Below are 13,747 nucleotides of genomic sequence, written 5' to 3' on the forward strand. Positions count from 1 at the left end.
AGTTTTCGGTCGGCGTCAACAGGCGACGTTAACCTGCAACTGCTGCGCGCTTATGCGCGGGCTCTGCTGCTCCGCGATAAGGCGTGCCTCAGCAAAATCGAGGGCGTAGCCTACAGGCGAAACAAGCGCACTGCCCGCCAATGCGATGCTGATAGCTTTCAGACGATGCAATCGCATCGAGGCCGGCGTTGTGCCTCGGCCGTACGCCGACGGGCGCCCCTCGGGGGCGCCAAAAAAGGGAGTAAACATGGTTGTCCTCGGAATTGGTATTCACGAAATCACGTGGTCTGCCGCATCGGTGCGCGGCGAGCACGGATCGGCGTGTCAATTCCGCAGGACTTGAAACGTGAGATAGATCGGGGGAAAGCCCGCGCGGGGATTGGGAGGAATGTAGGTAACGTGCCGCCTGAGGGCTACCCGGTCGAGAACCAACCCGGGCAGCGAGTTGGGGAGCCACATCACGTGCGCCGCGAGAAACTGAATGTCCAGCCCCTGCCATGAAAGCGCCGACTCCCGATCGCCACTGCAATGAGCGTGGCACAACTGTGGCGCTTCGCTGTCCATGGAATCAGGCATGCCGGTGCAATCCGACATTGGCAACTTGTCAGCCTGCTGCATCGAGATCGTGGCACGCATTTGCGTGGTTTCCACAGATGCCCTCGGGTCTGGCTTGGGACAGACGTACATCGCCATCGCAACCTGCGAGAAAAGCAAGGTTACGACTAGGCCGCTGGTAATCCAGCGGCTCCATCTTGCGAGAAGGCGCCTTAAGCCGATCATGCGGACATACTATTGGAAGTTGTAGGGAGTTGAATTGATCAAGGTCAGTTTCCAGGATGAATTGATGCGTCTGGACGGCGCCTTGGCCCGAACCGGCACCCGCTGCAAATCCACCGGCAAGGGCGGCCACCGCACGTGGTTGTCATGCTTTACGCGCCTCGGCAACTCGCAAGGCTCTAAGCTCAAATCGATCAGCTACAAGATTCGTCTGCCCCGAGAGTCGCTGCAGGTGCGTAATGACCTCGTAGGGGCCATCGGCTATTGGGCGCGTGCAGATTCCGCACTGGCTAGCGGTTTCGATGCGTGATCGCGAAGAAATCCCTACGCCATATCCAGCTGCGACCCAGAGCAATAACATCTCAAAAGAACTGACATGCTGGACATTCGGCCTTTCCGTTGATGACATGGAGGACAGGTACTGGTCCAGCGGAGGAGAATATTCGGCCTTCCATCGAAACACGGAGTGCTCCTTAAGTTCGTCTATTCTGATTGACTGCTGCCGGAGCAGTGGGTATCGCAGCGGCGTGGCAAGAGCTGTCGCCTCGAACCAAATAGAAAGACTCTTGAGCGAAGAATCGCTCACCTGCTTCAGAGAAAGGCCGACGTCGAAGCGCCGTTTGTACAGGCCCGTAATGAGATCGCTCGCCGTAACCTCATTAAATTCCATAGAAACTTCGGGCTCCTCCGCGCGCTGCAGGGCAAGCAATGCAGCTAGGTACGAAGAGGCCACACCAGGCGCTATGGCGAGCCTGAGCTGTGGGCGTGGGCTGGTGGCGTCGTGCATGAGAGGCCCCAAGAAGCGATAAGACAAGGATGGAAAGTCTTCATGATAGCTAGTTTGAGTTAAACTTAACGTGGTTAAATTGTTTGGACTGTTCGACGCTTCCAAGGATGGAGAAGCGAACTGTCCGACGAGGCCGTCCCCCAGGAACTACCACTTTCGACGCCGAGCCAGCGTTGGCATTCGGAGCGGCCGTTCGTGTCGCCCGCCTGACGCAAGGTGTTGCTCAGGAAGAACTGGCTGCGAAAGCAGGGATCGAGCGATCGCACATGGGCAAAATAGAGCGTGGGGAGCACATGCCCACTCTCGCTCTGATCTTAAGAATCGCCGCCGGACTCAAGCTCAGTGCTGCGGAACTCGTCAGCGCAGCCGAACGCAATCTTCGTGCCGCGGCGCACGATTCAGATAGGCATTGACGCTTTAGTCATCCGGAGGTCCTCGCAGACGTTCGATGAAGCGATCCAGCGAAACCGATGAGTTGCTGCTTTCTGGCCGAAGCAGATAGGTTGTGATTACCGCCGTGTCCTGCGCCAGAGGGCGAATCACCACGTCCGGCCTCTGGCTGATGGGAATCTTGGTCGCCGTCATGAAACCAATCCCATAGCCTGCGCCGACGAGCGTTAGCATCATGTCCAGCGACGACACTTCTTCGACAACGTTGAGTCTGTGTTCCAGAACCTGTAGCAGCCGATTTAGTTCTCGGCAGTAGCCTTCGCAGGCCAGTTTGTCGCACAGAACCAGTGGGTGACCCTGAAGTTCGTTCAGCGGAACTTGCTTGTGCGCAAGAAGCGAGTGCCGCGCTGGCACGGCGATCACAATCGGGTCTCGCCAGATCGGTTCAGCCACGATGCCTTCGCCAACATCCGCCGCATGTGCAAATCCGATCGTGAAGTCGCCAGACCGTAGGCCCCGTATCTGCTCGGTCAGCGGTACCTCGGAGAGACGTATCTCGACCTCGGGCTCTTCCGCGCGGCAACGAGCTAGGAACGCCGATAGTCGTGGGTCCATCGCACCATCGGAAATTGCAATGCGCAGGCTGCCCCTCAGGCCCGCGGCAATTGCTCTGGCATTCTCACGCGCTTGCTCCAGGACAGTGAAGAGTCGGCGGGTGTCCTGCAAGAATGCCGCCCCCGCCACGGTCAGCCGTGTGCCCCTGCGGTCGCGGTCAAACAGCGTGACCCCAAGCTCATCTTCCAATTCCTTGATCGCGCGAGACAAGGGGGGTTGCTCTATATGCAGCCTCTCGGCCGCCCGCGTGAAATGCAACTCCTCTGCTAAGACGACAAAGCATCGTAGATGACGCAACTCCATAAATCGGGCTCCTCGCAAGTTCTCATTCGCGCCAGATGTCCCGTGGACGAATCACGGTGGACGGGGAGGCTGGATCCATTTCAGGGAAGTTGATGCGCTTGACATCGCAAAAACTGGCATCTTGAGCGCTCGTGGTTGCTCGTGACGCGTCCCAAGCGCGCGCGCGCCCGATCGGGGCGCGCGTCTCTGTCACACTGTGCAGAAGCTTTGAAAAGCACCGCACACCCGCGGCGTCATCCGCCGTGCTCTTTTTGTAGCAGCGACCCGAGGCGAGCGACTTCATTGCTGGTGATCGCGATGTTGCGCCCATCCTTCGTCGACACCGAAGCTCCGACATTGAGATAGACGGCGCGCCCGAAGCGGCTTTCCTGTGCCATCTTTCCGTCCTTGAAGATGTACAGCGTTCCTCCGTCAGCCAAGGGAACCATTTCCTTGGCTGCTTGGGCTGCTGCATGACCGGCGAAGGCTGGCACGGAGAGAGCGCTCAACAGGGCGGCAATGACAATTTGCGATTTCATGATCGACTCCTTTGTAAAAACGACGACAACTTGCGCCGCGTCGTTAAATGTAAAAGCAGGCGGTCTACAGAGCGCTTACCCGTGCATTACATTCAATTCATGTGCTGTCATCTGCCGCCCATGAAGGACTAGGTTCCAGTGGGAGACAAGATGCCAAGCCATGCAACGCTCGCCAGAACCAAAACGGCCAAGGTCGCCTCCGTGAACAGACTCTGCCTAAGCTTAATGACTGCCTGTGCGCGATTGCCTGCCTTCAAAGCTGCCTCCAGGCTCGGGCTCAACCGATACCGATTGGCAGCAGCCAACGCCAGCATGCCTGCGAAAAGCAAGAGCTTTACCATCAGCAGCCGGCCATACAGCGTCGAGATGAGCGGATCAAACGATGGTCCGGCGATCAACAGGTAATTGAGAATTCCACTCACGACGAGTGCAGCCACGATCGCTGTACCTATGCGAGCAAAGCCATTCGACGTCCGACTGAGGACCGCTACCGGGTCTTGCGCGACATCCCGCTTGTGGGATGCCAGCATCAAGAACGCCACCAATGCGCCCACCCAAGCGCCCGCTGCCCAGAGGTGCGTGATATCCGACGCAAGATGGATGTAGCCGCGAACGCCGTCGTCCATCGCGCCGTGGCCTGCCCACGCAAGGGTCGCCAGCGCCACGCCGGTGGAGAGCGCCATCACTGCAAATCGCAAGGTAGCGTTCAATTTCAACATTGCGACGAGCACACACACCAACAGCGCGAGGATGCGAATGCACCAGGCGATGCCCATGTGCGTGCCCGTAATGAGCATGTCGAAGACGTGCGTTGACAGCTCCGCGTAGCTCTGGGCACCGGACATGGCCTTGGCCATGACCGTCATGCCCCACATCGACAGGGCAATGCCGATGGCAGCGGATGCGCCAATGAGGACGCGATAGCGGCGCGAGATCGTCGAGGATCGCTCGTCGTTGCCCAAAGCATAGAGACCGAACATGGCGACGCCAAACGCCGCCGCCAGGTCCAGATACAGCGCCAGGCGCAGGACGATGGTCAACCAATCCCCGGCCATGGGCTTACTTCACCTTGAAGGTGACGTTACCCGAGATCGGATGCGTGTCCGAGGAGACGGCGCGCCATTCGACGCGATAGTCACCGGGCTGGAGCGCCTGTGCCGGCGTGATGACCATGGTCTTGCCGTCGCCGGCAGCCGCGACGCTGGCGTTGATCTTCATCGGGCCATGGCTCGCCATTCCCGGCATGCCAGTCATGACAAGGCTCGCGGTGGAGAACTGCGGCACCAGCGTCTCGGAGAACTTCAGCTCGATGGTGGCTGGCGCGGAAACCTGCGACTTGTCGGCCGGCGTTGAAGACACCAGCGAAGGATGCGCGAATGCGGCGGTGGCGAACAGACCAGCAGCGATCGGCGCGACGAGCTTGGCGATGAAATGTGAACGGGTCATAGAAGTTTCTACTGGATGTGTGAGGTGTGGTTTAAGAACGAAATGCCGAGATAAGGCTTGCACCTTCGCAACGGCGTGGAACGAAAAAAACGGTTCGCTGGGCGATAGCAGGCTCCTGTAGGTTCAGAAAGAAAATCCGGTCACAGTCGGCTCGCTCTCAGGCGCAAGGCGTTGCCAACGACGGACGCCGAACTCAGGCTCATCGCCAATGCTGCGATCAGCGGCGACAGCAGCCAGCCCGTGAGGGGATAGAGAACCCCGGCGGCGATGGGGATGCCCAGCGCGTTGTAGAGGAAGGCGAACATGAGGTTCTGCTTCATGTTGCGCACGGTACTCACCGAGAGCGTGCGAGCGACAGCGATGCCACGCAGGTCGCCCTTGACAAGCGTGACCTGGGCGCTGTTCATCGCCACGTCGGTTCCCGTTCCCATGGCGATGCCCACGTCTGCCTTCGCCAAGGCCGGCGCGTCGTTGATGCCGTCACCGGCCATGGCGACGATGCGTCCTTCTTTCTGCAGCCGCTCGATCAACATGAGCTTGTCCGCCGGCTTGACCTCACCATGCACCTCGTCGATGCCCAGGCGTGCACCGACGGCTTTGGCGGTGGTCTGCCCGTCCCCGGTGGCCATGATGACCCGCAGGCCCGCAGCCTTCAACGCGGCCAGGGCCTCGGGGGTGCTGCCCTTGACCGGATCGGATACGGCGAGCAAGCCCGCGAGCTGCCCGTCCACCGCCAGGTACATGACGCTGGCCCCTTCGCCGCGCAGAGCTTCGGCCTGGGGTACGAGCGGTTCCACCGATACGCCAGACTGTTCCATCAGCACTGTGTTGCCCAACGCCAGTTGCCGGTGCTCAACCTTTCCGCGCACGCCGATGCCGGTTCCCGATTCAAAGCTCTGAGGCTTCACGAGTTGGAGGCCCTGGGCACGCGCGGCCTGCACGATGGCGTCGGCCAGGGGGTGTTCACTGCCCTGGTCCAGGCTGGCCGCAAGACGCAGCACCTCATCGTTCGTAAAGCCGGGCGCTGCGACGACCTGATCGAAAGCAGGTCGGCCTTCGGTCAGGGTTCCTGTCTTGTCGATGACGAGGGTATCGACCTTGCGAAGATTCTCGATCGCCGCGGCATCGCGGAACAGCACGCCCTGCGTGGCGCCACGGCCCGTTGCGACCATGATCGACATCGGCGTGGCCAGACCCAGCGCGCACGGGCAGGCGATGATCAGGACGGCCACCGCATTGATCAGTCCATAGACCCAGGTGGGCTGTGGCCCGAAGAATCCCCATACAAAGAGCGTCGTGACCGCAATGGCGACGACGGCCATCACGAAGTAGCCGGCAACGACATCGGCCATGCGTTGCATCGGTGCCTTGGAACGCTGCGCCTGGGCGACCATCTGGACGATCTGCGACAGAACGGTGTCCGAGCCGATCCGCTCCGAACGCATGACCAGCGCGCCGCTGGTGTTGAGTGTGGCCCCGATGACCTTGTCGCCCACGCGCTTGCTGACGGGCAGCGGTTCGCCGGTCAGCATGGATTCGTCAATCGAGCTGCTGCCCTCGTGCACGATGCCATCCACCGGCACCTTCTCGCCGGGTCGGATGCGCAGCAGGTCGCCGACGTGCACATGGCTGAGCGGCACGTCTTCCTCGCTGCCGTCCGCATTGATGCGCCGCGCGGTCTTGGGCGCCAGCCCCAGCAGCGACTTGATGGCCGCCGAAGTCTGGGAGCGGGCCTTGAGTTCCAGCACCTGGCCGAGCAGTGTCAGCGAGATGATGACGGCGGCGGCCTCGAAATACACGCCGACCCGTCCCATGGACATGAAGGAAGCTGGAAACACTTCCGGCGCAACGGTTGCCACAACGCTGTAGATGAATGCCGCACCTGTTCCCAGGCCGATCAGTGTCCACATGTTCGGGCTGCGGTTGACCACGGACAGCCAGCCGCGGGAGAAGAAGGGCCAGCCGGCCCACAGCACGATCGGCAACGACAGCACCAACTCGACCCAGCTCTGTGTAGCCATGTCCATCAGGTGCAGCCGCTCGCCCAGCATCGCCAGCGCCAGGACCACGAGCGTCAGCGGCAAGGTCCACCAGAAGCGACGCGAGAAGTCACGCAACTCCGGGTTGTCGTCATCGAGGTCGGGCAGCAGAGGCTCCAGCGTCATCCCGCACTTGGGGCAGGTTCCCGGATGATCCTGGCGGATCTCCGGGTGCATCGGGCAGGTGTAGATGGTTCCGGGCGCGGTTGGCGATGCCGCCGGGGCCGGTGAAACTGCGGTGCTGGCATGGTGATGCGGTGCATGGCCGCTGCGTGTGCCTATGCCCGCGTCACCGCTGGCATATCGCGCCGGATCGGCGTCGAATTTGGCCTTGCATCCGGTGCTGCAAAACAAGTACGTGTTCCCCAAGTGCGTGGAGCGGTGCTGCGACGCCGCCGTGACCGCCATGCCACACACCGGATCTCGCGTCGCGGCATCGGGCTGCGTGTGGCTTGAGGACCCGCCCGCATCGTCACTTCCAGCATGGCTGGCGTGATGGTGGTGCGTATGCGGGCCGGACGTTGTGGCACCCGCCGCCATGCCTGCGTGCTCCTGTCCTGAAGACTTACTGGGTGAATTCATAGTGACAAGTGGCCTCCGCCGTTAACCGTTGGTGTCTGGTGATCGCAGCAGGCCGCAGGCGCGCAAGGAGACAAGCGCGGCGTCGCGTGCTCGCACGGTGCGAGTGCCTCGACTCATTGCTTCTGCTCCTTGGAGGCTGCGGCACCTTCCTCACCCTGACGCGCGGCATGATCGTGTCCGCCGTGGCCGTGACCACGGTGCATGAACAGGTGCATCAGCGGACAAGCCGCCAGCAGCAGGAAGGGGAGATAGCCGGCAACATGCGCCGTGTGCTCCTTGAGCAGGAAATACGCGGCGACAGCGGCGATGATGAGGAACGCCACGCCGTAGCGCGATCGCCAGAACCGGGGACGATCGCTGGGGGTCTGTGTGTGCTGATGCTGCATGGCATATCTCCACGAAGAAGGGTTGATGGATGGTCAGCGATGCGACTGATAGACCGTGCTGCTACCGCTTTTCCCGATCAGCAGCACGTCGTAGGCGTCCTTGCGTCCACCATAGGCCGGACCATCCATGCCGGGCGAACCGACCGGCATGCCCGGCGCCGCGAGGCCGATGGCCTGGGGGGCTTCGCGCAGCAAGCGTTGAATGTCCGAGGCAGGCACATGACCCTCGATGGCATAGCCGCCGATCTGCGCCGTGTGGCAAGAACCGTACTTCTGTGGGATGCCCAGCCGCGTGCGCGCTGCGGTGTTCCCGGTGTCGAGAACCTGCACATCGAAGCCTGCGCCTTGCAGGTGTGAGACCCAGTCCTTGCAGCATCCGCAGCTCGGGTCCTTCCAGACCTTGGCAATCGGTCGGCTCTGCGCCAGGCTCGGTCCTGCGAGTGCCATCACCAACAAGCCAGCGATCAATGCCTGGCGTCTCGGCACTTTGCCCTGGCTTCTGTCGTAGTGCATGTTCATAGATTGCCTCTCATCAGATGATCAAACCCGCTAGGTTCTAGAACCAGAATCGCACGCCAGCCACCCAGCGCGTCTGCTGGGCACGGCCGCCTTCGGCACGCACATAGTCCGCGGTGCGTCCGAAGCTGCCCGCCCGTTCCACGCCGATATAGGGGGCGAACTGGCGACTGAATTCATAGCGCAGGCGCAAGCCAGCAGACGCTTCGGCCAGGCCCTTGCCGATACCGCGTTCCGGGTCGTCCTTGCCATAGAACTGCAACTCGGCGCGAGGCTCCAGAATCAGTCGCTGGGTCAGCAGCAGCTCGTAGCTGCCTTCGACACGCAGCGCCGTACGTCCACCACTTCCCACGTAGCCCGTCGCCTCCAGCTCGAACCAGTAGGGGGCGAGGCCCTGGATGCCGAAAGCCAACCATTGACGGCTCGGGCCTTCTCCGTTATCCACCCGAACGCCGAGCTGGGTGTCCCAGTACGGTGCGACGGCGTGCCCCCAGAGAAGCTCGGTACGCGATTCTTCGAGCTTTCCTTTGGCGATATCGCCTTCGGCCTTCACGACGGCCTTGTTGTAGGTCGTCCCATACCACGCCTGGAGGTCGTAGGCCGTGGAATCGTCCCCTTTGCGCGTGAAGCGGCGTTCCAGGGTTTCGCCGCGCAACGAAAAGAACCTGTGTTCGTCGGCCAGCATCAGCCGCGGCACACCGGGTACGGCGTAGTCGCCCGATCCCAATGTCAGGCCATTGGAGTAGCCGTGCGGATCGCGGGCGTCAGGAGGCGCCGACCCGCCCTGCATCTGCATGTTGCCGTGATCCATGGCCGGGGCCGCGGTCGAGCCGCTCGCCGATGTCGCGTGACCCGCGTGCGGGTCGGCGGCAGGAGCCACGGTCTGAGTGGATGGCGCGGCCGTTTGAGCGTCGGCCTGGCCGTGCGCTGCATGGTCGTTCTGTGCTTGTGCCTGGGCGGCGACGCTTACCAGGGCCAGAAGCGTCGTGGCCAGTGCGCGAGTGGGGAGTGCTTTGGACATTCTTGGTCTTCCTTGTGCGCTGGGTTCAAGACACCACGACTTCGCGGAACATGCCGGCATCCATGTGGAACATCAGGTGGCAGTGCCACGCCCAGCGGCCGAGCGCGTCGGCTGTCACCAGGAAGCTGATGCGTTGTGCTGGCTGCACCGGCAGGGTGTGGCGGCGCGCAAGGAAGCGACCGTCGGGGCTTTCCAGCTCGCTCCACATGCCGTGCAGGTGCATGGGATGGGTCATCATGGTGTCGTTGTGCAGAATGACCCGCAGCCGCTCGCCGTGTTTGAAGTGCACCGGCGTGGACTTTCCGAACTCCAGCCCGTCCAGGGACCATGCGTAGCGTTCCATGTTGCCCGTAAGGTGCAGTTCGACCTCCCGGCCAGGGCCTCTCTTGTCCAGCGGCCCCGACGGGGTATGCAGATCCGCGAGGGTCAACACGCGCCGACCGTTGTTGCGCAGTCCGATGCCGGGGTCATCGAGGTTGGTGCGCGCCATGTCAACGCGCATGTCCGTGCTGGCACCATACTCGGTGCGAGCGTGGCGAGCAGTAGTGCTGGGCACGGCCAGTCCCCCCGCCGCCGCGGCGTGTTGGCTGTGATCCATCGCCATGCCACCGTGGTTCATGGCGCCGTGGTTCATGCCAGCCATCGCCCCATGATCCATCCCGGACATCGAACCCGAGCCCATCCCGGTCATGCCCGTCATCCCGGTCATCTCCATGGCCTGGCCGGACCCGCCATGGTCCATGCCCCCCATCATGCCGCCCATCATGTCGTTCATGGTCAGCCATTCGACCGGATCGAGGGCAGGCACGGGAGCTTGAAGACCTTCACGCACGGCCAGCGTGGCACGCGCGTAGCCTGTCCGGTCCATCGCCTGGGCGAAGATCGTGTAAGCGTCATCCCGTGGCTGGACGATCACGTCGACGGTTTCGCCAGGACCGAATCGGAACTCATCGACGGTCACCGGCTCCACGTCAACACCATCGACGTGCACCACCGTGAGTTTCAGTCCGGGAATGCGTACGTCGTAGAAGGTGTTGCCCGCACCGTTGACCATGCGCAGCCGCACGCGCTCACCCGGTCGGAACAGCGCCGTCCAATTGCCGGCGGGGGTGACGCCGTTGGCCAGATAGGTCAGCGTGGCGGCAGACAGATCTGCGAGATCCGTCGGATTCATCCGCATCTCGTTCCACATTTTGCGCTTGTCGATCGCAGCGGCCGTGCCTTCGCGCGAGGCGTCCCGGAAGAAGTCGAAGACGGTAGGTTGGTTGTAGTTGTAATAGTCGCTTTGGGACTTGAGCTTGGTGAACACCCGCATCGGGTCTTCGTCGGTCCAATCCGAGAACAGCAGCACGTGGTCACGGTCGGCGTGGATGGTCTCGGCGCCAGCAGGGTCGATGATGATCGCCCCGTACATGCCCGTGAGTTCCTGGAAGCCGGAGTGCGAGTGGTACCAGTAGGAGCCGCTCTGCTGAACCTTGAAGCGGTACGTGAAGGTCTCGCCGGGAGCGATGCCATTGAAGCTGATGCCCGGCACGCCATCCATCTGATACGGCAGGATGATCCCGTGCCAGTGAATGGATGTGGCTTCACGCAGCTTGTTGGTTACACGGATTGTGACGGTGTCACCCTCGCGCCAACGCAATGTCGGTGCCGGCAGCGAGCCGTTGATGGTCGTAGCCACGCCTGGCTTGCCCGTGAAGTTCACGGGCGATTCGGCGATCACCAAGTCGAACTCGGTGCCCTTCAGCACAGGGGCGGCACCGCGCGTCGCGGAGCCTTGCTGGGCAAATGCCTTGAACGCTGGCGTGGACAGCCCAGCGAGAACGCCGCCGGCGGCTAACCCTTGGACGAAACGCCGACGAGAAAGGCCCTGTGGGGGCACGATAAAAAAGGGTGAACGAGGCGGCATGGCCTGAAATCCTCCATAGATGACTCGGAAGTCGTTCTAAACGCCACCCCATCCTGAGCGGCACAGTTCGACGCAATGCAGGTCATGCTATGGGTTGGGCACTTTCTATCGAATGACCCTTGAATTACATTCATGTAATGTTCGTGTCATGTTCGTGGAAGCTGGCACCCAGTAAATTACTGATTGAAAGTGGATGAATGCGTACATCGTGAGCGGCTATTGCTCTGCGCCGTAGCGATTTCATAGGACATGCGATGAAACTGCTAGTCGTTGAAGACGAGAACAAGACGGCGGATTACGTCCGCCAAGGTCTCATGGAGGCGGGATTCGTCGTGGTTCTGGCGCGCAACGGATTGGACGGACACCACCTGGCCATGGGCGAGACATACGATCTGGTGGTCTTGGATGTCATGCTGCCGGATGTCGATGGCTGGCGCATCGTGCGTGCCCTTCGAGATGCCGGTAAACAGGTCCCTGTGCTCTTTCTGACGGCGCGTGGCGGTGTAGACGACCGTGTCAAGGGATTGGAACTGGGAGCGGACGACTACCTCGTCAAGCCATTCGCGTTCTCTGAGTTGCTGGCGCGGGTGCGGACGCTGCTGCGACGCGGAAGCGCTCCGAGCCAGCCTGATCGCATCCAGGTTGCCGATTTGGTACTGGACTTGGCGCGCCGGCGCGCAACGCGCGCTGGCCAACGCATCAATCTCACCAGCAAGGAGTTCGCGTTGCTTGAGCTCCTGGCCCGTCGCCAGGGGGAGGTCCTTCCACGTTCTCTGATCGCGTCGCAGGTATGGGACATGAATTTCGACAGCGACAGCAACGTCATCGATGTAGCCATCCGCCGTCTACGCGCGAAGATAGACGATGCGTTCAATCCGAAGCTCATCCACACCGTGCGTGGAATGGGATACACGCTCGATGCGCCCGATGATGCCCCTGCGCCATAAGCCGCGGCAAAGCCGTCCAGCGTCGCTTGCATTAAGGGTCACGGCCCTGGTTGGTATCACCACGACCTTGGTGTTTCTTGTGTTCAACTGGGTCATTCTTCGGTCGTTGGAGCACCACTTTGCTCAACAGGATGCCCACGAACTGGAGGCAGTGACAACCGCTTTGGCTCAGCCCTTGCGCCAGCTTGCAAGTGACATCGCAAGCGACGAACTGAAGCAACACTTGGCCAACGCAGTCGCAGGACATCATGGGATGACGTACGGCGTCTACGATGGGTCTGGCACTAGCATCTATGCCACGCCCGGCCCTGACCTGTCGAGACTTGCCAGTAGCAAAAAGTTGGTCAACCGCATCACCGCTGACGATTTGATCGTGTGGCAGGAGGATCAGAGGTCATATCGAGGTGTGGTGATACAACTGCCTGCTGACGATTCAGCGGCGCCCGGCTACCGCATCGTCGCCGCCATGGACATCGGCTTTCATCTCGACTTCCTGGCGGAGTTCAAGCGCATGCTCTGGTGGGCAACCGGCTTGGTCATGTGTCTGGCGCTCGGTGTGGCTTGGCTGGCGGTGCAGTGGGGCCACCTGCCGATTCGCAAGGTCAATGAAGAGATTCGGGCGATTCGCTCTTCAAAGCTGGATGTGAGGCTGGATCCTCGGGATGTGCCGATCGAACTGGCGGAACTGGTATTCGCCTTCAACGATATGTTGGCGAGAATCGAGGAAGGCTTCACCCGGCTATCACACTTTTCCGCAGACATCGCGCACGAGTTGCGCACGCCCGTCACCAACCTGGTCACGCAGACTCACGTGGCGCTTGGCCAGCCGCGCAGCAACGAGGAATACAGAGAAATCCTCTATTCAAATTTGGAAGAGTTTGATCGGATGGGACGCATGATTGGGGACATGCTGTTTCTTGCCCAAACGGAAAATGATCCCCGCAACTTGCGTCTGTCTACCATTGATCTGTCCGAATTGGTGCGGAGTCTGTTCGACTATTTCGAGGCGCTGGCAGAAGATAGCGGCATTACGCTTGGTGTTAAAGGGGCGATCGGCAGCATAGCGGCGGATCGAGAAATGCTCACCCGGGCGCTGAACAATCTTCTCTCGAATGCAATTCGACACACGCCTCGCGGCAAGAGCATCACGGTCTTGCTTTCGCAGGATGAGCAGTGGACAACGATCAGTGTGGTCAATCCCGGTGAGAGAATTCCTGAGCCCGATCTACCAAAGCTCTTCAACCGCTTCTACCGAGTTGATCCGGCACGGCAACGAAATACGGCGGGCGCCGGTCTTGGCCTTGCCATCGTGAAATCGATTGCGGAGGCACATGGTGGCTCCGTTGCCGTGACCTCCAGTGAGCTTGTCACCAGGTTTGACTTGGTATTGCCCCATCTGCGGCAGTAGTCCGAGGGCGCTGCGGTCCGTCCAGCCAACTGGCGTATCTCTTTGCCTGATTCTGGGATCTACCCGGCCGGCCACGTTGCTACGCGAGCGGGACATTTTTTCT

General features: G+C 61.2%; 14 protein-coding genes. 3 read left to right on the forward strand and 11 right to left on the reverse strand.

Translation table 11 applies throughout. The annotated features are described in order from the left end of the window. Positions 1-324: 324 nt before the first annotated feature. Together EIP75_RS19420 and EIP75_RS19425 are read right to left on the reverse strand one after the other, a co-directional pair. On the reverse strand, positions 325-636 hold the full coding sequence (locus EIP75_RS19420; RefSeq protein ID WP_196643839.1) for a hypothetical protein: 312 nt from the start codon (positions 634-636) through the stop codon (positions 325-327). A 286-nt stretch (positions 637-922) separates the two neighbouring features. Then, positions 923-1,564, reverse strand: a complete 642-nt coding sequence (locus EIP75_RS19425) for a LysR substrate-binding domain-containing protein (protein WP_125244951.1) — start codon at positions 1,562-1,564, stop codon at positions 923-925. Between the two features lie 107 nt (positions 1,565-1,671). On the opposite strand from EIP75_RS19425, the gene EIP75_RS19430 reads away from it, so the two are divergent. Then, on the forward strand, positions 1,672-1,977 hold the full coding sequence (locus EIP75_RS19430) for a helix-turn-helix domain-containing protein (RefSeq protein ID WP_003097526.1): 306 nt from the start codon (positions 1,672-1,674) through the stop codon (positions 1,975-1,977). Between the two features lie 4 nt (positions 1,978-1,981). Here the strand turns inward: EIP75_RS19430 and EIP75_RS19435 are convergent, their stop codons facing one another. The 9 genes from EIP75_RS19435 to EIP75_RS19475 all read right to left on the reverse strand — a co-directional run bounded on the left by EIP75_RS19435 (position 1,982) and on the right by EIP75_RS19475 (position 11,289). Continuing rightward, positions 1,982-2,872: a LysR family transcriptional regulator gene (locus EIP75_RS19435; protein ID WP_003097524.1), complete on the reverse strand. Its 891-nt coding sequence runs from the start codon at positions 2,870-2,872 to the stop codon at positions 1,982-1,984. A gap of 233 nt (positions 2,873-3,105) precedes the next feature. Beyond that, entirely contained in the window at positions 3,106-3,390 is a 285-nt protein-coding gene (locus EIP75_RS19440) for a CopK family periplasmic copper-binding protein (RefSeq protein ID WP_003090336.1), read from the reverse strand. A 128-nt stretch (positions 3,391-3,518) separates the two neighbouring features. Next, positions 3,519-4,445, reverse strand: coding sequence for a copper homeostasis membrane protein CopD (copD, locus tag EIP75_RS19445; protein ID WP_125244952.1), 927 nt, complete (start codon positions 4,443-4,445; stop codon positions 3,519-3,521). 4 nt (positions 4,446-4,449) lie between these two features. Further along, complete coding sequence (gene copC / locus EIP75_RS19450; protein WP_125244953.1) at positions 4,450-4,836, reverse strand: copper homeostasis periplasmic binding protein CopC; 387 nt, start codon at positions 4,834-4,836, stop codon at positions 4,450-4,452. Positions 4,837-4,976: 140 nt separating this feature from the next. Then, complete coding sequence (locus tag EIP75_RS19455; protein WP_079279894.1) at positions 4,977-7,415, reverse strand: heavy metal translocating P-type ATPase; 2,439 nt, start codon at positions 7,413-7,415, stop codon at positions 4,977-4,979. 155 nt (positions 7,416-7,570) lie between these two features. Next, a complete protein-coding gene (locus tag EIP75_RS19460; protein ID WP_006226242.1) occupies positions 7,571-7,843 on the reverse strand; it encodes a DUF2933 domain-containing protein in 273 nt (90 codons plus the stop codon). 33 nt (positions 7,844-7,876) lie between these two features. Then, complete coding sequence (locus EIP75_RS19465) at positions 7,877-8,362, reverse strand: DUF411 domain-containing protein (protein ID WP_023087259.1); 486 nt, start codon at positions 8,360-8,362, stop codon at positions 7,877-7,879. Between the two features lie 37 nt (positions 8,363-8,399). After that, positions 8,400-9,380, reverse strand: coding sequence for a copper resistance protein B (locus tag EIP75_RS19470; protein WP_005408883.1), 981 nt, complete (start codon positions 9,378-9,380; stop codon positions 8,400-8,402). Positions 9,381-9,405: 25 nt separating this feature from the next. Further along, a complete protein-coding gene (locus EIP75_RS19475; RefSeq protein ID WP_023093271.1) occupies positions 9,406-11,289 on the reverse strand; it encodes a copper resistance system multicopper oxidase in 1,884 nt (627 codons plus the stop codon). Between the two features lie 254 nt (positions 11,290-11,543). Between EIP75_RS19475 and EIP75_RS19480 the strand changes: the two genes are divergently transcribed. Then, positions 11,544-12,236 (forward strand): heavy metal response regulator transcription factor, encoded by a 693-nt coding sequence (locus EIP75_RS19480; protein WP_023093272.1) that lies wholly within the window; start codon positions 11,544-11,546, stop codon positions 12,234-12,236. Further along, positions 12,220-13,644: a heavy metal sensor histidine kinase gene (locus EIP75_RS19485; protein WP_476561147.1), complete on the forward strand. Its 1,425-nt coding sequence runs from the start codon at positions 12,220-12,222 to the stop codon at positions 13,642-13,644. Before EIP75_RS19480 ends, EIP75_RS19485 begins: the two co-directional genes overlap by 17 nt. The last annotated feature ends 103 nt before the right edge of the window (positions 13,645-13,747 follow it).

Origin of the sequence: Aquabacterium soli (assembly GCF_003933735.1) — a bacterium.
Lineage (GTDB): Bacteria > Pseudomonadota > Gammaproteobacteria > Burkholderiales > Burkholderiaceae_C > Aquabacterium > Aquabacterium soli.